At 39.7% G+C, this 17,970-nt stretch carries 15 protein-coding genes; 4 read left to right on the top strand and 11 right to left on the bottom strand.

Going from position 1 to position 17,970, the window contains the following annotated elements:
- Positions 1-79: 79 nt before the first annotated feature.
- Positions 80-859: a type 2 periplasmic-binding domain-containing protein gene (locus tag AC27JR_RS03715; RefSeq protein WP_008111388.1), complete on the bottom strand. Its 780-nt coding sequence runs from the start codon at positions 857-859 to the stop codon at positions 80-82.
- Positions 860-1,115: 256 nt separating this feature from the next.
- Between AC27JR_RS03715 and AC27JR_RS03710 the strand changes: the two genes are divergently transcribed.
- Complete coding sequence (locus AC27JR_RS03710) at positions 1,116-1,826, top strand: VC0807 family protein (protein WP_008111389.1); 711 nt, start codon at positions 1,116-1,118, stop codon at positions 1,824-1,826.
- Between the two features lie 55 nt (positions 1,827-1,881).
- On the opposite strand, the gene AC27JR_RS03705 is transcribed toward AC27JR_RS03710, so the two are convergent.
- From AC27JR_RS03705 to AC27JR_RS03680, 6 genes are all read right to left on the bottom strand, one after another.
- Positions 1,882-2,334: a c-type cytochrome gene (locus tag AC27JR_RS03705; RefSeq protein ID WP_008111390.1), complete on the bottom strand. Its 453-nt coding sequence runs from the start codon at positions 2,332-2,334 to the stop codon at positions 1,882-1,884.
- Between the two features lie 277 nt (positions 2,335-2,611).
- On the bottom strand, positions 2,612-4,339 hold the full coding sequence (locus tag AC27JR_RS03700; RefSeq protein ID WP_076918410.1) for a SulP family inorganic anion transporter: 1,728 nt from the start codon (positions 4,337-4,339) through the stop codon (positions 2,612-2,614).
- 177 nt (positions 4,340-4,516) lie between these two features.
- On the bottom strand, positions 4,517-5,041 hold the full coding sequence (gene dps, locus AC27JR_RS03695) for a DNA starvation/stationary phase protection protein Dps (protein WP_008111394.1): 525 nt from the start codon (positions 5,039-5,041) through the stop codon (positions 4,517-4,519).
- A 307-nt stretch (positions 5,042-5,348) separates the two neighbouring features.
- The gene (locus AC27JR_RS03690) at positions 5,349-5,717 is read right to left on the bottom strand and encodes a DUF2237 family protein (protein ID WP_008111396.1); all 369 of its coding nucleotides are present in this window, start codon (positions 5,715-5,717) and stop codon (positions 5,349-5,351) included.
- Positions 5,718-5,877: 160 nt separating this feature from the next.
- Positions 5,878-6,297, bottom strand: a complete 420-nt coding sequence (locus AC27JR_RS03685; RefSeq protein WP_076918408.1) for a CBS domain-containing protein — start codon at positions 6,295-6,297, stop codon at positions 5,878-5,880.
- A 188-nt stretch (positions 6,298-6,485) separates the two neighbouring features.
- Positions 6,486-7,265 carry a DUF2189 domain-containing protein gene (locus AC27JR_RS03680; RefSeq protein ID WP_076918407.1) on the bottom strand — a complete coding sequence of 260 codons (780 nt, stop codon included), beginning with the start codon at positions 7,263-7,265 and terminating at the stop codon, positions 6,486-6,488.
- A 225-nt stretch (positions 7,266-7,490) separates the two neighbouring features.
- Here AC27JR_RS03680 and AC27JR_RS03675 point away from each other — a divergent pair, with 225 nt between their 5' ends.
- Positions 7,491-9,371 carry an MFS transporter gene (locus tag AC27JR_RS03675; RefSeq protein ID WP_487172820.1) on the top strand — a complete coding sequence of 627 codons (1,881 nt, stop codon included), beginning with the start codon at positions 7,491-7,493 and terminating at the stop codon, positions 9,369-9,371.
- Positions 9,372-9,432: 61 nt separating this feature from the next.
- Here the strand turns inward: AC27JR_RS03675 and katG are convergent, their stop codons facing one another.
- Both katG and AC27JR_RS03665 read right to left on the bottom strand, forming a co-directional pair.
- Positions 9,433-11,700, bottom strand: a complete 2,268-nt coding sequence (gene katG / locus AC27JR_RS03670; protein ID WP_487172819.1) for a catalase/peroxidase HPI — start codon at positions 11,698-11,700, stop codon at positions 9,433-9,435.
- A gap of 314 nt (positions 11,701-12,014) precedes the next feature.
- Positions 12,015-13,355 carry an L-cystine transporter gene (locus tag AC27JR_RS03665; RefSeq protein WP_487172818.1) on the bottom strand — a complete coding sequence of 447 codons (1,341 nt, stop codon included), beginning with the start codon at positions 13,353-13,355 and terminating at the stop codon, positions 12,015-12,017.
- A gap of 282 nt (positions 13,356-13,637) precedes the next feature.
- Here AC27JR_RS03665 and AC27JR_RS03660 point away from each other — a divergent pair, with 282 nt between their 5' ends.
- Positions 13,638-14,165: a hypothetical protein gene (locus AC27JR_RS03660; RefSeq protein WP_487172817.1), complete on the top strand. Its 528-nt coding sequence runs from the start codon at positions 13,638-13,640 to the stop codon at positions 14,163-14,165.
- A gap of 65 nt (positions 14,166-14,230) precedes the next feature.
- Here the strand turns inward: AC27JR_RS03660 and AC27JR_RS03655 are convergent, their stop codons facing one another.
- Together AC27JR_RS03655 and AC27JR_RS03650 are read right to left on the bottom strand one after the other, a co-directional pair.
- Complete coding sequence (locus AC27JR_RS03655) at positions 14,231-15,418, bottom strand: GGDEF domain-containing protein (RefSeq protein ID WP_487172816.1); 1,188 nt, start codon at positions 15,416-15,418, stop codon at positions 14,231-14,233.
- Between the two features lie 256 nt (positions 15,419-15,674).
- Positions 15,675-16,817 (bottom strand): alkene reductase, encoded by a 1,143-nt coding sequence (locus AC27JR_RS03650; protein WP_487172815.1) that lies wholly within the window; start codon positions 16,815-16,817, stop codon positions 15,675-15,677.
- A gap of 110 nt (positions 16,818-16,927) precedes the next feature.
- Between AC27JR_RS03650 and AC27JR_RS03645 the strand changes: the two genes are divergently transcribed.
- A complete protein-coding gene (locus tag AC27JR_RS03645; protein WP_487172814.1) occupies positions 16,928-17,812 on the top strand; it encodes a LysR family transcriptional regulator in 885 nt (294 codons plus the stop codon).
- Positions 17,813-17,970 lie beyond the last annotated feature (158 nt).

Below are 17,970 nucleotides of genomic sequence, written 5' to 3'. Positions count from 1 at the left end.
AGCGCCGATGTTTTCCAAGCTGTATAAATCAGTTTTTATAGGCCAGCTATATGTAAACTGTAAATATGTATTATTAATATCATGAGCGCATGAAGTAATCATTTAACAGTATTTTCATTTCACCATTTTGTAGGTATTCAGCTATTTTTTTATTTATTTTATCGAAGTCTTTTTTATAGCGGGGGTGGCAAATAATATTGTCGTTTATTTCTACTGGTGAATAGCTGTCACTATAAGGGAGGTGAGAGTTTATGTTTAATTCTTTATATGCAAAGGTAATATCGGGGTAAAAAGCCAAGATTAAATCGACCCGGCCAAGTAACAGCAGTTGCAAGCTTTCCATTTCGCTATTTACTTCTATAACTATTTTGGCCTTTTCTTTTATTCTATCTAGCTCACGGCTACTGGGTACCCCTCTAACAATACTAACAATATCGTTATCATCAATATGCCCTAAGTTCGAAATAATCCGCTCTGGGCTATTAGACACCACTTTGATCAGCGCTTTATTATATGGAGTACTGTGTAAAATATTATTTGGTAGAGCAATGCCCTCAGAGCCATCAAAGGTGTCTTCTCCAGGTGCGTAGCAAGCAACGCGATCTTTTAAAAACTCCAGTTTGGCACGTTTCATTGGCATGATTTCAATAATATATTTTTTATTTAGCTCAGTATCTTCAAGGGCTTTGGTTAACAACGCATGATAAACCCCTTGCTCTTCATTATTGGCTGCATGTTGAAAGAGTCCACTTAATTCTGCAACAGCAATAATATGTTTAGCATTTACGGGTTGATGAAAACAAGCAATTAATAAAAGCAACCAAAGGGATGGTTTATAAAAATACTGAGCAATGAGCATGGATTGAAGCTAATTTATTTTTTATAGGTTAAATATAGTCTTTGAGAACCTAAATTACGACCGATGATTTAATTTAACGGCTTAATTTATACCTATTTCATGGCAGTGTAAGCTCCACATAATAAAATAATACGATTTAGTGCTGCGCTAGAATAGCGGCTGTATTGCAGGTATTATGTTTCAAGGCACTTTAAAACATTATTTACTCCACACAGGAGGAAAGTGATGGCAGCAGTAATATTTTTTGGAATTAACAATGACCAGTCATAATCAAGCCACAAAGCAGCGTAAAAAAAATAATCCGCTTATCGAAATAGTATTTAATATCATCATTCCTTCAGTCATTTTAATGAAGTTCTCTGGCCCTGAATATTTAGGCAGTGTGGTTGGCTTAATTGTGGCGCTCATATTTCCTATTAGTTATGGTATTTATGATTTTATAAAAGCGGGCTCATTAAACTTTATTTCACTTTTGGGCTTTTTAAGTACTTTACTTACCGGTGGTATAGCGCTGTTTGAGCTTAACGTTGAGTGGTTAGCAATTAAAGAAGCGGCTATACCGGCAATTATTGGTTTTACAGTGCTAATGTCGGGCTTTTTTGGTAAGCCCTTGCTAGCCAAACTTTTATTAAACTCACTTTTATTCAAGTTAGACACTATTTACGATGCCCTTGCTGAACGCGGCAATACGCAAAGCTTTAAACAAAAAATTACTAACGCTAATTACTTATTAGCGCTGACCTTTGTGTTTTCATCAACTATGAATTACCTCTTAGCTAAATGGATTGTTACTAGCCCCGCAGGAAGTGTGGAATTTAACGAACAACTTGGTGAAATGACCCTGTTAAGTTATCCCGTTATTGCCATTCCTTCTATGCTGATGCTTATTGGTATTTTTATATATGTAATTAAAGTGCTGACTAAGCTAACCGGTATGAAGTTTGAAGAAATGGTTAATGCCGAGTAGATAAAACGCATAAAGAAAACCGTTGTTTAACAACGGTTTTTTTTGCTATCAATATTTACTTGTAGTGAGAGTAAAGTTGGTAATTAGTTCTGTGGTACGGGATAAGTTTATAGTTTGGTTGTAAAAAAGTGACTAAGTCGGTGAGTTCAGATACGGTCATGGTATCGTTAAATACCGTCATTTTTGAACTGCCATCTTCATTTCTGGCGTCGGGTCTATAAGGCCTAGAAAACCGATGGGAGGGATTAATCACTGACGTTACCAGCTCAGCATAAGTAATTATTTTGGTTTTATTACCTCCTAGCTTAATAGAAATATCGTCATGTTTTGTTACGCTGCTATCTTCTACGCCTGCAAGTGTATGGCATGCCAAGCACTTATATTTTAAAAACACGGCTTTACCTTGTTCTGCATTACCCTCGGGTAAGCTAAATCCTTTTGGTGAATCAACGCCTTTATCACAACCTGCCAGTGCCATTAAGCATGCAATTAAGAGTGTATATTTCATAATAACTCCATTTTTTAATTGGTTTTTTGCAGTGCTTAATTGTTCTCATCAATAACGCTTTATTTGATAAGCCATAAAATAAGCGGCTGCACGAGTATTTTGATACTGCATGGTATGGCATTTTCATTTTTGCTTGCGATATCTTTTTAAGGCTTAACAAGTTAATAAAGAAAACATTCTTTGCACTGAGTCTCAGATATTTTTCAGTTAATGAAATGAGTCATCACCATATTTTATCTACAATTTGAGTGTAGTAGATGATAACTAATAATTCTAACTAAGCTGAGCTTTGGTTAGGCGATTTAAATAAAGCGGCTTCAGTAATATGTTGACTCACACTGTTTTTTTGTAGGGCGATATACAAGTCTGAGTGAACATAAATCCCCTCTTTACCAGATGTAATTCCTGCCGTTTTAAACCAAGCGAGCAATTGACGTTTTCTGCCAGCAAGCTCTAAACGAATATGGCGCTTTTTAAAAATTACATCTAAGTCGGCAAGCATGCTCATTACACTTAAATCAAGGTGAGTAAAACAAGGTACAGCGTCGATAATAACGCATTCTATATCGTCTTTCTGGCGGGCGTATTGCTCTAATAAGCGACGTTTAAAGTAACCCACGTTAAAGTAAGTTAAAGGCGAATTGAATCGATAAATAAAAACGCCTTGTATCGCTTTGGCTTTATCTGTTTCGTCGAGGCTTCTTACTACCCCTTTGGCATCAATACCTAAAATAGTGTCAGATGGACGCATAACGCTGCGGATAAATTGAAATAAACCCAATAATACAGCAAGCGTTATGCCAGGGATTACACCAATAAACAACACCGCAAATAACGTAGTTAATGCTAAGTAGAATGCTTGCTTATCTTTAAATTTTAATTGCCATAACGCCTTTAAATCGATGAGATGAATTGAAGCAATAATAAGCACAATTCCCAGTGCTGCACTGGGAATATACTCAAGGGGAGCCGTTAAAAATAACGCAATAATGGCAATAATAACAGCCGCTATAATCGATACTAATTGAGTTTTACCGCCGGCATTGTCGTTAACAGCCGTACGCGAGTCAGCACCACTAACTGCGAAACCTTGCGACAATGCTGAGGCTAAATTGGCAATACCTAAGGCTCTAAATTCTTTATCTGGATTAATGTCATAGCCATTTTTTGCAGCAAAGCTTCGTGCGGTCAACATCATACTTACAAAGCTGACTATGGCTAAGTTAAGTGCAGGAACTACGAGCTCACGGATCACCCCAATATCAAACATTGGAGGGTTAAATATAGGTAAGCCACCCGTTACAACGCCAATGGTTTTTATCTCAAACTGTTCTAAGTTGAATAACCAAACTAAGATTGCAGCCAATGTGATTGCCAGCATAGAGGCAGGCCAACTTGGTTTAATACGTTTGAAAGCGAAATAGGCACTCAGCGTTAATAAAGCCATTAGTAAGGTGGGAATATGAGTTTGCGATAAATAGGTTGGCACACCTCCTAAGCGCTCCAGTAAGTAGCGTTCGTCAAAGGTAAAACCAAATACTTTTGAAAACTGGCTAACAATAATGGTAATAGCTACGCCATTGAGCAGTCCCATTAAAATAGGTTTTGATAAAAAGTCAGCAAGTACACCTAGTTTAAAGCGGCTGGCAATAAAGCACCAGATACCTGTCATTGCGGTCATGGTGATCACTAATTGCCAATGTTTAAAGCTATCGCCTGCGGCAAGTGGAGTCACTACTGCGGCAATCACCGCACAGGTTGCGGCATCAGGGCCAATAATAAGCTGTTTAGAGGTACCAAATAGTGCATAAAGCATCATAGGTAAGATACAAGAATAGAGACCAACGGCGGCATTTACGCCGGTAAGCTGCGCATAAGCAATAGCTACAGGCAATGCCACGGCTGCAACTGATAAGGCTGCTCGCATATCGTCGGCAAGCCATTGGCGCTGATAATTAAACAACGTTTGTAAACCAGGCATAAAATTATATAAACGCGACAACACTGAAAAATCCCTTTAATAATAAGGAATAGATAGTAAGTTCTGTATAAAAATAAGTATAGTAACTAAACGCGTTATAGTGGATTAAATATGATGGTTTTAGCTTAATGATGAGATGGATATAGTGAAAAAATAAAAAGCCCAGCATATTTGCTGGGCTCAATGTATATCAATTTAAAATTAGCTGTTCAATTGACCCGTAGATGACTCTATATGGGCACGAACAAACCACTGATATTGCTCAAGCTCGGCAAGTTGCGCAATGATCATATCTTCAGATACCGGATCAAGCTCAGCAAGTGATTCTATAGCTTTACGGTGATCACCGTTAACGCCGTTATATACTTTGTCTAATGCAGCTAAGTGCTCGGTTACTAAACCTTTGCCTATAGCGTAGTCTTCCCATGTACGACGATCGACAATTGATTTTGGTGTACCAACAGGGACGCCGCCTAAAGTGGCAATACGTTCTGCTATGGTGTCGGTCATTTCACGTACGGTTTCAACTTGAGGGTCTAGCATTTCATGTACGCCAATAAAGTTTGGACCTACTACATTCCAATGAATATGTTTTAAAGTTAGCTGTAAATCAATTAGCGCTACCATGCGATCTTCTAGAACAGATATTGCTTTATTTGCTGATTCGTTTTCTACACCGGGAGCGGTAAATTCAGCGACTTTGTTTGCATTATTACTGTTACTCATTATGCCTCCTACTATTTCAAAATAGTGCTCGCTTAACTCAAGTGAGTGTTTTAATTGCGATAACGAACACGTCTTGTATTAATAGAAGCAATGCTCATGCCGATAGTATTGTTATTTTAAGTTGCTGAAATTATTGTTTTAATTTTTAATTGGCGGTATTTTTCATAGCAACAAACTTAAGTGCATATGAAAAATATGCACTTTTTTGTAAATTCTGCAAAAAAGCACGTTTAAAACGGGGGCACGTTAAGGACTCTTTTTGCCTACGCTATTTAGGCAAAAGAAAACTGGGTTCAGTGTTTAATCGTTATAGCGTTTTTTGATATTGATGCGCTTTTAATACGTCAAACGGAATAATGTCGAGCGCTTTTTGGTTTGTAGCTTCAAGTACCACAGGAGGAGCAACGTTTGCAGCAATGGCATGATACCAACGCACTGCGCACAAGCACCATTTGTCGCCAGCTTTTAAGCCAGCAAAATCATACAAAGGATTAGGGCTAATTAAATCGTTACCTTGCGCTTTAGAAAACTGCAAAAATTCGTCGGTCATAATGGCGCATACACTGTGATTGCCAAAGTCTGAATCTGGCACATAGCAAAACCCTTCACGGGTATAGCCACCATTACCACAACACAGTTGTAAGCGAGTTCCCAGTACATTTAATTGATTAGCCATGCAGCACAGTTACCTTGTAATAATCATCGAAAGCAGAGGTGTTTACCATAACAGGCCGTTAGTGACTTAGCTATCTATGCTATTAATTTTATACATCTTTAAGCGAGTAAAAAACTGCACTTAGTAAAGCCAAAATGCAGTTTTTACTAAGCAAGGGCGCTTACGAAAGTAGTGCTGCCGCTAAACGCACAAAATCAGAAGACGTTAAAATACCCACTAGCTGACCCTGCTGGCTAACAACGGGCATACAACCGTGGCGATTATCTACAAAAAACTTAACCACATCTGATAACGGCTGCTCTGGGGTGACACTAATAAAATCACTCACCATAATATCTTCTACTTTTGTGAGTTTCTCTTTTCGTTGTAATGCATTTGCACCAAACGTTGCCATGATCCCCATAACTTTAGCGACCATGATTTTTTGTGTCAGCATACCGACAAATGCGCCGTCTTCGTCGATAACAGGAATATGACGAATATTTTTTTCTTTCATTAAATTATGTGCGTCATGCAGGGTGCTTTTTACGTTCACTGAAAATGGGTTAGCTGTCATTAAGTCGGTAACATTTTGACTCATGTTTATTCCTTTATGTTATCTGTAGTGTATCAGCTTATATTAGCGCTATTTTTAAGCTTTGCACCTTATTCAGATCAAGGTTTTTACGGATTTAATAAACAGGAGGAGAGAGGAGTCACTTAACTAAATGCCCAAAAGCATTTAATTAAGTGAATGATAGAAAGAGATTAAAATTTTTTCGACAAGTGTTACTCGTAACCGCGTGGTTTTTTAGTTTTAATTACCGCAATGTAACCGTGCCAGCTAGCATAACTAAGTAGCGGCATAATAATAATGAATCCAGCTGCACCTGCAGCAAAGCCCAGCGCTACCAATACAAATATACAAATTGACCACACCACCATGGCAGCAAAGTTTTCTTTAACCGCGTGGATTGAAGAAACCACGGCAGTCATAATATCAACGCGTCTTTCCATCATAATTTGCGGGGTAAACGCTGAGATTGAAAACACACTGACCAATAAAATTCCGCCGATAATACTGCCTATAGTTAAAAACGCCGAAAGTTCTTCAAAGGTAGGATTTGCGTGGTTTGGGTATAACGCATGCACAATTGCAGCTAGGCGCATCCAAATAATCATAATTACCATAAGTAATACCGCAAACCCCCATTCACCTACAGGGTTACGAAACATTGATTTTAATGAATGGCTTAACGTAGGTTTGTGGCCTTTTTCAAGCTCCCAGGCTACATCGTATAGGCCAACGGCGAATACCGGACCGATTAAAGCAAAAGCAACGGTTGCAGGTAAAATAGCTAAGTGGCTGTCGGTAAGTACAACAGAGTAAACAATCGCTACCGGAATAAGCGTGAAGATTAAACCGTAAATTAAACTCAACATGGGCGCGCGCGCCATATCTTTAAACGCTAACGAAAGCCAATGAAAAGCGGCAAATGTATTTACTTTGTTGCACTCTAAACAGCGTGCGAATTTAGTGTCTTTTTCTATCGTGTTTGTAGTTGGCATAAAGATGCTCCTTTTTTAGTCACCTTTTAGTTTTAGAACATAGATGTTTTATTTACAACTCGTAAACAACTTATACGCAAGATTTAATCGCATTGTTCATTTGTTAGTCATTTTTATAGGGGGAACGGTTTTACTTCCGTGTATAAGTAAACACTTAAAAAGTGGGTTCGTATTTCTTTTCTACAATGGTAATCTAACCGCTGTACCTAATGTTAAGAGACCGTAATGAAGGAAAATAAACAACAATTTCAAGGAGCTTTACTGGGCAGTAAACGGTTTTTACCTCTGTTTGTGACGCAGTTTTTCTCTGCTTTAAATGACAATGTTTATAAGCAATCAATCTTGCTTATTTTAATTTTTCAAGCTGCTACGGTAGCCGATGGTGCCTTTTATTCTAATCTGGCGGCAGGATTATTTATTTTACCGTTTTTTCTATTTTCAGGCATGGCTGGGCAAATTGCAGAAAAGTTGGAAAAATCAAAACTGATCAGCATGGTAAAGTTTTGCGAAATTCCTATTATGCTGGTGGGCGTAGTATCGATTTTAACCGAGCAGGTTTGGTTAATGTTAGGTACTGTATTTTTAATGGGTTTACAAAGCACTTTTTTTGGACCGCTTAAGTACTCTATTTTACCGCAACATGTGGCCCCAAATGAGCTAACCAAAGCGAATGGGCTGGTGGAGTCGGGCACTTTTGTCGCTATTTTATTGGGCACCGTATTTGGCACCTATTATATAACCCAAGCAGCGGGCCCTATTTATATCAGTATCGCAATAGTGAGCCTAGCGGTTATTGGCTTTATGAGCAGTCGATTTATTCCTAAAAGTGCTGCCAATGATGCTAATTTAAAAGTATCGATTAACCCTATTACTTCAACCAAAAGTGTTTTTAATGCGCTTAAGGCACAAACCGAGTCGGTGGGTAAGTCAGTATTAGGGATCAGCTGGTTTTGGCTTATTGGTGCGGTGATACTAACGGCGCTCCCTAATTACGTAAAACATGTAATGGGAGGCGATGAGTTGGTGGTGACGGCTGCTTTAGTGGTGTTTTCGTTGAGTATTGCATTGGGGTCTTTATTGTGTGAAAAGCTATCACGTTCACGTATTGAGTTAGGTATTGTGCCTTTTGGTGCACTGTTAATTACCTTATTTTTATATTTACTAAGCCAAGAGCCTGGTATTGAATTTTATCGCCAAGTTAGTGAGTTGCAGCTTACTCTTGAACAAGTAATTAATACCGGCGATATGCTCTGGCATTTTGTTTGGATGGCAGGTATTGGTATTGCCTCGGGGTTTTATACCGTGCCTTTGTATGCACTCATTCAGCAGCGTACTCACCCCGATAGCCGTTCTCGGGTAATTGCAGCTAATAATGTATTAAACGCACTGTTTATGGTCGGCAGCGCCGTTTTAAGTATTATCACTTTAACGCTATTACACTGGAATATTTCACAATTACTGTTGTTATTAGCAGGGCTTAATTTACTGATATCGGTTTATATATACAGCAAAGTTCCTGAGTTCTTTTTACGCTTTATTATTTATATTTTAGCGATTTGCATGTATCGGGTGCGCACTAAAGGCGAGCCTAACATTCCCGATGAAGGGGCTGCGGTAGTGGTAAGTAACCATGTTAGCTTTGTTGATTGGATGTTTATTTTAGCGGCGTCGCCTAGGCCAATTCGGTTTGTTGTATTTGCACCTATTTACTATTCACCGGCACTTAATTGGTTATTTAAAATGGCCAAAGCCATTCCAATCGATAGTCAAAAATCAAACCCTAAGGCGTTTAATAAAGCTTTTGATGACATTGCACAAGCATTGGAACGTGGTGAGCTAGTGGGTATTTTTCCTGAAGGAAAGCTCAGCGGTGATGGCGAAGTTGATGTGTTTCGCCGTGGTATTGAAAAAATAATTCAGCGCACGCCTGTGCCTGTTATCCCTGTTCATTTAGATGGACTATGGGGCAGTATGTTTAGTCGAAAAACTAAATGGCGACTACCTAGACCCAAATGGTCGTTGGTAAGCGTAGCGATTGGTGAGCCGGTTGCGTCTGAAAATGTGAGTGCCGATGACTTACGTGATCGAGTACTTGCTTTAAAGTAGCTTTACAATAAAAAAGCGCTGCAATTAATTGCAGCGCTGTGGTTGTGTTACTTAATGGTTATTAACGGTCTAAATTCATTACTTTAGTCCATGCTTTAACAAAGTCTTCTACAAACTTTTGTTTTGATGTATCAAAAGCATACACCTCAGCAACTGCACGTAGTTCTGAATTTGAACCAAAAATCAGATCAACCGAAGTGGCGGTGTACTTTTTCTCACCTGATTGACGATCAAAGCCTTGATAAATGCCAGCATCAGACGATTTTTTCCATACCGTCGACATATCTAACAAGTTAACGAAGAAATCGTTATTTAGTGTACCTGGCTTGTCGGTAAATACGCCGTAGTCAGTGCCTTTATAGTTTGCATCAAGTGAGCGTAAGCCACCTACTAATACAGTCATTTCAGGGACTGTTAGGTCAAGCTGATCCGCTTTATCAATCAGCATTTCAGTTGGTGATTTATAGCTTTTCTCTGCATCAAAATAGTTTCTAAAACCATCGGCTGGCAGCTCTAATAAGCTAAATGCATTAACGTCAGTTTGTGCTTGTGTAGCATCGCCACGGCCAGCATTAAACGGCACGTCTACTGAGTAGCCTGCATCTTTGGCTGCTTTTTCAATCGCTGCATTACCACCAAGCACAATTAAATCAGCAAGCGATACATGGCTTTTGCTAAATAAGCTGTCGTTAAAGTCAGCTTGAATCGCTTTTAATACTTTAAGTACCTTTGTGGTTTCTGCTGGATTATTTACTGCCCAATCTTTTTGTGGTGCTAGCGCAATACGTGCGCCATTGGCTCCGCCACGCATATCTGAATCACGGTAACTGGCAGCCGATGCCCATGCCACACGTACTAAATCAGGTACACTTAGGTTCGAGTCTAAAATAGCAGCTTTCAGCTCTTTTACTGCACCAGCATCAATGTTTGATTTAGTCTCTGCTGAAATAGGGTCTTGCCAAATTAAGTCTTCTTTTGGTACTTCTTTACCTAAAAAGTTACGTGGTGGTCCCATATCTCTGTGAGTTAATTTGTACCATGCTTTAGCAAAGGCAAGTTGATACTCTTTTGGGTCATTTAAAAAGCGTTCAGCAATTTTGCGATATTCAGGATCAAATTTTAATGCTAAATCGGCAGTGGTCATTACCGGTGGGTTAAATTTACCCTTAACGTGCGCATCAGGTACTGACTTATGTAATGATTCATCTGTTGGGATCCACTGAATAGCGCCAGCAGGACTGCGAGTTTGTTTCCACTCAAAGTTAAGTAGGTTGCTTAAGTATAATGATGACCAGCGAGTAGGTGCTTGTGTCCATGCGCCTTCTAAACCACTAGATACGGTATCTTCAGAGTGGCCTTTACCACATTTGTTTTTCCAGCCTAAACCTTGCTCTTCAATACCTGCTGCAGCAGGCTCTGCACCCACACAGTCTTTAGGTTTGTGCGCACCATGCATTTTACCAAAGGTGTGACCACCGGCGATAAGTGCTAGGGTTTCTTCATCGTTCATCGCCATGCGAGAAAACGCAACACGAATATTTTTAGCTGAGCCAATAGGATCAGGAACCCCTTTAGGCCCTTCTGGGTTTACATAAATTAAACCCATGTGTGTTGCACCCAATGGGCGTTCTAGTTTGCCGCTGGCATCTTCACGGTCGCTGGCAAGCATTTCTACTTCAGGACCCCAGTAAACCATGTCTGGTTCCCAATCGTCAGTACGACCACCAGCAAAACCATAGGTTTCAAACCCCATGTTTTCTAAGGCAACATTACCGGCTAATACGATTAAGTCTGACCATGAAAGGGCTTCACCGTATTTTTGTTTAATTGGCCAAAGTAAACGGCGCGCTTTATCCAAGCTTACGTTATCTGGCCAGCTATTAAGCGGTTCAAAACGTTGTTGACCACCGCCAGCGCCACCACGGCCATCAAGCGTACGATAGGTACCTGCACTGTGCCAAGTCATACGAATAAAAAATGGGCCATAGTTACCAAAATCTGCCGGCCACCAATCTTGAGATTGGGTTAGCAGAGCGTCTATATCACTTTTTACAGTGTCTAAATCTAGGCTGTTAAATGCCTCTGCATAATTAAAGTCGGCACCGTAAGGGTTTGAACGTAGATCATGATCGCGAAGAGGAGATAGGTTAAGTTGATCTGGCCACCAAAATTGGTTGGTTCTGGTTGCACCCATTTTTGCCTCACCCATGCCTACAGCACCTTGTGGCTTAGACATTTGTGGTTTTTCTTGACTAAAAGCAGAGCCAGACATAAGTGCCATACTTATAAATCCAACAAGCGCTTTTTTTGTAAATGATCGGTTTTTCATTGTCAGCTTCCTTAAAGTTAACGAATTTCGTTATATACAAAGCGTATTAAAAATAGGGTCTACTCATTAAAAAACAGTAGGCTAATACTTCATTCAAGTTGTTGTTAAACAAGCCTGAATGGCTAAGCAGTGAGGATAGTATAGTAAAGAGGGTAAAAACCGTGTGCGAAATAAAACGATTAGTGCAATCTATAAAAATGATTTATTAAATTTAATCGATTAAATAAATGAATTGTAAATACGCAAAGAAGGCTTTGCAGAGCTATAGGCATAAAAAAGCCCAGCGTAGGCTGGGCTATTAAATAAACTTAGTGCTATTGAGTTTTCATTAACTTACTGGTGATCACACCAGAGGTCATAGCACCCGACACGTTGAGTGCGGTACGCGCCATATCTATTAAAGGCTCAATAGAAATAAGTAAAGCCACTACCTCTATAGGTAATCCCATGGTAGGTAATACAACCAACGCTGCGAAAGTAGCACCACCGCCTACGCCAGCAATACCAAACGAGCTAATAACCACAATACCAATAAGCGGTAAAATAAACTCAAACGTGAGTGGGTCTATCCCCACACTTGGCGCAACCATCATCGCGAGCATGGCAGGGTAAATACCAGCACAGCCGTTTTGACCTATGGTGGCACCAAAAGAAGCCGATAAGTTAGCGATTGCTGGGGGCACTTTTAACTGGTTAATTTGCACATCTACATTCATAGGAATCGATGCCGCTGAGCTACGCGAGCTAAAGGCAAAGGTGAGCACTGGCCAGATTTTTTCAAAGTAATGTTTTGGATTGACACCTACTAAGCTAAGCAGTAAACCATGCACAACAAACATTAATAAAATAGCCACGTAAGAAGCAACGATAAAGGCAAGTAAATTTAAAATGTCGCTACTACTAGAGTTTGCCACAACACTTGCCATTAGGCCTGCAACACCATAAGGCGTTAGAGCAATTACCATGCGAACTAAGCTCATTACTGTTGCTTGTAGGGCGTTAACACCGTTACGAATTGGGCTAGCAAGCTCTGTTTTTTCAAGCATTACTTTACGCGCAGCTATACCAACAAGTACACCAAATATAACCGTGGCAATAATAGAGGTTGAACGTTGATTACTTAAATCTGCAAAGGGATTTTCAGGAATAAAGCTCAGTAGCATTTGTGGCACACTTAAGTCGGCTACATTCGCTGCTTTGCTTTGCAGGGTGTCCATTCTAGCGGCTTCACGAGTACCTGAAACAAGCCCTTCAATGCTCAAATCAAATCCATACGTTACCGCAATACCAATTAATGCTGCAATCGCGGTGGTAAACAGTAAAACAGAGATGCTAATAAAGGATATTTTCCCCAGTGAGCCTTGGTTCTCAAGCTTAACCACAGCGGCAATCATAAAGACCAATACCAGTGGCATGATGATCATTTTTAGTAACCCGACATAGCCTTTACCTACTATGCTAACCCAGCTGAGTATTTCTTTAATGGTTTCTGGGGAATGGGCAAATAAAAACTGTAGGGCTAAACCAAAGGCGCTACCAAGTACTAAACCAAATAAAACGGTACGAGATAAAGAGCTGCTTTTTTGCGAAACAAGATAAATAGCAAACAGCAAACCGATAAATAATGCCAACATTAATAATACAGCAAGCGACATGGTACCCTCTTTTATAGCTGTGAATTAGCGCGGCACTTTAACGCTTTGTAAGACGTTAACAAAATACACTTTCGCTATGGGATAGAATTAAAAGGAATATAGTAATAATATTAAAGTATAACGAATCAGCGTTTTATTGTACAAGCTTATTCATATGCTTGTATTTTCTTTAATTTATAGGGTTTACTATAGATCGTAAGCCTTGTTTAAAGCGTAAGTCTCATACGAATTAATTGGTCAACGTGTTCACTTTAGTTTTATTTAAAAATAGGGAGTAAAGGTATGTTAAAGGCAATAATGACGCTGGTGATGGTTTTAGTAGTAAGCGGATGTTCAACCCAGTATCCAAATCAAGCACTACTTGGTAAGCAATTTCCCACTGTTACAGGAGAAAGCTTAGAGCAACAGTCATTCACTATTCCTGATGACTTTAACAACCCACATACGTTGCTATTAATTGGTTATAAACAAGATAGCCAGTTTGATATTGATCGTTGGCTTATTGGTTTAGATATGACTGCAGTGGATGTAACGGCCTATGAGTTGCCAACTATTCAGGGCATGGTTCCTCGTATGTTTAGTACCTTAATTGATAGCGGTATGCGCAAAGGGATCCCAAAAGAGTTGTGGGGTGGGGTGATCACAATTTACGAAGATGGCGATAAAGTTCAGGCATTTACTGGCAACGAAAATCCTAATAACAGCCGTGTGATACTGCTTGATGAGAGTGGCAAAATTATTTACTTTTACGACCGTGGCTTTTCTGTTTCGGCATTAAATAATTTAAAAGCGGTTTTGGAAAAGCAATAAGTTGTAGTTAAATTTAGTTGCCTTTGGGCACGCTATTATTAAGTTAGCGTGCCACGTTAAATGCATTACTCGCTTACGTTATTTCTGCCTTTCTTTTTAGCTCTATAAAGGGCTAAATCGGCATTTTTCAATGCCTCATCAAAGCTTTGTTTTGCCGCTCTTTGCGCTACACCTATAGAAACCGTCACGTTTACCGTTTTGTTGTCACTTGGCTGTTTACCTTTACGAGATTTCTTATCGGTTCGTTTTGGGTTTCTGATCACCATGTCGTAGGTGGCAATATTTTCGCGCAGTGTTTCTAGTTCAGGGATTGACTGCTCGGCTGTTTTACGCGGGAACACCACCGTAAATTCTTCTCCACCATAGCGGTAAATCTTGCCACCCCCTTTAATGCCAGCCATTTTAGCCGCCACTAGCTTTAACACTTGGTCGCCAATATCGTGGCCATAGGTATCGTTGAATTTTTTAAAGTGGTCAATGTCGAGCATAGCAACGGTGTACTTTCGACCTAATGATAAAGCAAGCTGATTAAGAGCTCGCCGCGTTGGTAAGCTGGTTAAATCGTCTCTATAGGCTAAATAATAAGAGTCTGTACTTACTGCCAATAAATACAAAGAAGCCATAAGCACGGCTATTACAGACCAAGGAAAATCAATAATGTGTTGCTGATTAAGGCACCACATAATAAAAGTAATTAATAAGGCGGTTTGAGTCAGGTTATGGGCCCTCAAGCTTTGCCAAATAAGCAAGCCGCCAATTATTGAAAGCGGTAAAACAATGGGAAAGTAAGGAAGTAGTTGAGTATAAAAAGAGGATTGTATTGTTAGTTCTTGTAAATGTTGGCTCAGTGCTAACCAAGCAAACGCAGCACCGCCGCAAACAATAACAAGTAAACTGCGAGTTACTGTGTGTATTGATAAAAGCGCTCTATCTTTTATGACTGCTAATAACATTAATAAACTTGCAGCGCATAATAAGGTCCAGTCAGGTTGCGCTTTGAGCCAGTCAGACCAAGGTAAAGCGTAGTCTAATGAAGATAAATAAATCACCCAAAATGCACAAAGCAGTGCAACTCGACTTCGATTAAACTGAGTAGCAAATACAGCAGTAATAACCAGTAATGGATAAACAAGGTTATTAATAAGAGAGAGCTTACTTTGCCATTGAACTTGAAACTGAACTAATAATAAAAATAAGCCACATAGCCCTAAAAGGCTCAAAGAAGTTGATTTAACTCCTGCTAATTTTAACAACCCATGCTCCAAAGACCGATGTCTAAAAAATAAAGGCTTATTGTATTCATATTGAAAAATATTACTACTTTAATGCTTATTAATTATTTAAAAACAATACCTTAAAACTAATTTGGGTGGCTTTTATCGACATTTTTTAACCAAATGTATGACATTTTCGATAAGATAAAAACAGTAATAAAGCTTATTTGAGAGGTTTAGATAGAATGTATTATCGCGCCTTTAGCAATTTAAGAGGCCATCCATGGCCTTTTTGCTAATTATTCTTATAGCGAGGGTAGTCACTGTAGCCTTGCTCAGTGCCACCATACATAGTGCTGGCATCGGCTTCATTTAATGGCCAATTATTTTTTATGCGTGCTGGCAAGTCAGGGTTGGCAATAAAAGGGCGACCAAAAGCAAATAAATCCCCATAACCTTTAGCTAACATCGCCAAGGACTTATCAACCGTGTATTTACCAGCATAAATAATACGCCCAGAAAATTCTGCGCGTGCCGCTTTATAAAATTGCTCTGGCAAATCAGGAGCATTGTCCCAATCGGCTTCAGCAATTGAAAGATAGGCAATACCTGCTTGCTCAAGTACTTTAATGGCTTCTATATAAGTATGTTGAGGGTCTGATTCTACTAATCCTAAATAAACACGGGTTTCATCAGTACTGCTAAATAGCGGCGCAAATCTAACCCCTAAACGCTCAGCGCCAACTACATCACTAACGGCAGCAACAATCTCTTTTAAAAAGCGTAAGCGATTAGTCAGTGAACCACCGTATTCATCTTCACGTTGGTTACTATGCTCAGAAATAAATTGGTTTACTAAGTAGCCATTAGCACAATGCAGTTCCACACCATCAAACCCAGCCTCTAGCGCATTACGGGCAGCTTGTGCATACATGCCAACAAGCTCTTTTACTTCATTTGTTGTTAAAGCTTGTGGTTCATTTGGATCGGCTAAAGCGCCTTGAGCTGGGCCTGTTTCTATAAACACTTTCACACTATCAGCTGCTATTGCTGAGGGAGCAACAGGTTTGGCTTCATTTGGTTGTAGGCTAGTATGCGATACACGGCCTACATGCCACAGCTGGGCAAAAATAACTCCCCCTTCTGCATGCACGGCATTAGTCACTTTTTTCCAGCCAACGATTTGTTCAGCAGAGTGAATACCGGGTGTCCAAGCGTATCCTTGTCCTCTGGGCTCAATTTGAGTGCCCTCGGTAACCATAAATCCAGCACTTGCACGTTGTGCGTAGTAAGTTGCCATTACTTCGTTGGGGATATTGCCAGGTACTGTACTGCGTGAGCGGGTAAGTGGCGGCATAACAATACGATTTTTAAGGGTATATGGCCCTAAACTAATGGATGAAAATAAACTGTCGATATTTTTACTCGGTTGACTCATTTGAATACCTTTTAAATTAACTATGCTGCTTAGTGCTTATAACAATGCTGGTGAGCATAGGGATTTAAAGCTACAATTTGAAACAACACTTTTTTGTTTTAGATACAATTATGAATGGTATAGGTCGGCTGGATATAAAGCAGTTGCGAGTTTTAAGCGCTTTACTCAAATTAAAAAATGTATCGCATGTTGCGCAAAAAATGGGGCTAACTCAGCAAGCCATTAGTGAGCAGCTGCGAAAATTACGCGACTTATTTGATGATAGGCTGTTTATTCGTCAAGGCAATACGATGCTGCCAACGCCAAAAGCGCTAACGCTTGAACTACCGATTAATCAAATTCTGAGTCAACTAGACGCGTTATTAGTGCCGCCACAGTTTTCTCCGCAAAGTTACCAAGGTGTTTTTACTATAAGTGCTACGGATTATGCGATTGCTGCACTTTTACCTCAGTTATTAGCAATTACTCGCCGTGAAGCGCCAGGCTTAAAGTTGATTATTCGAGACTTTGCATCCGATAACGTTAACCAGCTCATTAGTGCAGGAGAGCTTGATTTACTGATTAGCTTTGTTGAATTTATTCCTGATAATTTAGTTTACGATACCCTATTTGAAGAACAGCATATTTGTATTGCAGGCGCACATGCGCCCACATCTTCACAGCCTTTGAGCTTAGCTGAGGTTGCGAGCCGGCCACAGTTGGTGGTGTCGGCATCTAGAGCAAACTTACGTGGTTCGCACGATCGCTGGTTTGCAGATAAAGGCTACAAACGAAATATTGTCATGTCAGTACCTGGGTTTTCATCTGTGCCTGATTTACTCAATACCACCGATTTAATTGCGTTTTACCCATCACGGTTATTGCCAAATAGTAAGGTGAAGCAATTGGAGATTGAATTATTACCGCCGCCGTTTAAGGTGATTGCAGCCTGGCACCCGCGTTCAAATAATAGCGATATTCATCAGTGGCTTATTGCGCAATTAAAGCGTATTTAGACTGACTTTACGTGAGCTAGATTTATTATTCACAGTTCAGGTTATATAATTAACCTGAACTCTAGATAATAAATCTATCTCAAGCAGCTATTTTGAGCGCTAACTGCGTTGAATTTACTTGCAATAGACTAGCTATTGACGCGTAATTTCGCCTTGTT

It is taken from the genome of Pseudoalteromonas sp. NH0006-26, from assembly GCF_057552415.1.
The sequence above is the reverse complement of the archived record's forward strand: the minus strand, read 5'-3'. Positions and strand labels throughout refer to the sequence as shown.

What these genes read in the sequence shown, in the direction of transcription:
- AC27JR_RS03715 (WP_008111388.1), bottom strand. Translation starts at nt 859, where the DNA reads ATGCTCATTGCTCAGTATTTTTATAAACCATCCCTTTGGTTGCTTTTA.
- AC27JR_RS03710 (WP_008111389.1), top strand. Translation starts at nt 1,116, where the DNA reads ATGACCAGTCATAATCAAGCCACAAAGCAGCGTAAAAAAAATAATCCG.
- AC27JR_RS03705 (WP_008111390.1), bottom strand. Translation starts at nt 2,334, where the DNA reads ATGAAATATACACTCTTAATTGCATGCTTAATGGCACTGGCAGGTTGT.
- dps (WP_008111394.1), bottom strand. Translation starts at nt 5,041, where the DNA reads ATGAGTAACAGTAATAATGCAAACAAAGTCGCTGAATTTACCGCTCCC.
- AC27JR_RS03690 (WP_008111396.1), bottom strand. Translation starts at nt 5,717, where the DNA reads ATGGCTAATCAATTAAATGTACTGGGAACTCGCTTACAACTGTGTTGT.
- AC27JR_RS03685 (WP_076918408.1), bottom strand. Translation starts at nt 6,297, where the DNA reads ATGAGTCAAAATGTTACCGACTTAATGACAGCTAACCCATTTTCAGTG.
- AC27JR_RS03680 (WP_076918407.1), bottom strand. Translation starts at nt 7,265, where the DNA reads ATGCCAACTACAAACACGATAGAAAAAGACACTAAATTCGCACGCTGT.
- AC27JR_RS03675 (WP_487172820.1), top strand. Translation starts at nt 7,491, where the DNA reads ATGAAGGAAAATAAACAACAATTTCAAGGAGCTTTACTGGGCAGTAAA.
- katG (WP_487172819.1), bottom strand. Translation starts at nt 11,700, where the DNA reads ATGAAAAACCGATCATTTACAAAAAAAGCGCTTGTTGGATTTATAAGT.
- AC27JR_RS03665 (WP_487172818.1), bottom strand. Translation starts at nt 13,355, where the DNA reads ATGTCGCTTGCTGTATTATTAATGTTGGCATTATTTATCGGTTTGCTG.
- AC27JR_RS03660 (WP_487172817.1), top strand. Translation starts at nt 13,638, where the DNA reads ATGTTAAAGGCAATAATGACGCTGGTGATGGTTTTAGTAGTAAGCGGA.
- AC27JR_RS03650 (WP_487172815.1), bottom strand. Translation starts at nt 16,817, where the DNA reads ATGAGTCAACCGAGTAAAAATATCGACAGTTTATTTTCATCCATTAGT.
- AC27JR_RS03645 (WP_487172814.1), top strand. Translation starts at nt 16,928, where the DNA reads ATGAATGGTATAGGTCGGCTGGATATAAAGCAGTTGCGAGTTTTAAGC.